The sequence below is a fragment of the Flagellimonas flava genome (assembly GCF_050617915.1).
In the GTDB taxonomy this organism is placed as follows: Bacteria; Bacteroidota; Bacteroidia; order Flavobacteriales; family Flavobacteriaceae; genus Flagellimonas; species Flagellimonas flava_A.
On record NZ_JBODQE010000182.1, the window covers coordinates 1 to 236 of the forward strand.

1 protein-coding gene is annotated in these 236 nt (G+C 51.3%); it reads left to right on the top strand.

Going from position 1 to position 236, the window contains the following annotated elements:
* Positions 1 to 196: hypothetical protein (locus ACRHOZ_RS21470; RefSeq protein ID WP_431130427.1), on the top strand; the 196-nt coding region annotated here is incomplete at its 5' end.
* Positions 197 to 236: the final 40 nt, after the last annotated feature.

The window sequence follows — 236 nt, forward strand, 5'->3', positions numbered from 1 at the left end:
TGTTCTTTGTAGCAATTGTGCGCCATTGACCGATGCGGGCGGTGCGACAATTGATTGCTCGAACGGGAACCAGAGGGAGGAGGATAGGGCCAATGATGCCGCTACGATAACATTTTCAAACCTTACCGTGAACGGGGAGCTTCAGGTAGGGGCATTTGTCAAGATACGTTATAGCAGGGCTTCGCAACCCCCCTAATCGGGTGCAACGATGAAGCTCCTTCCAAAGACTTTTGCTT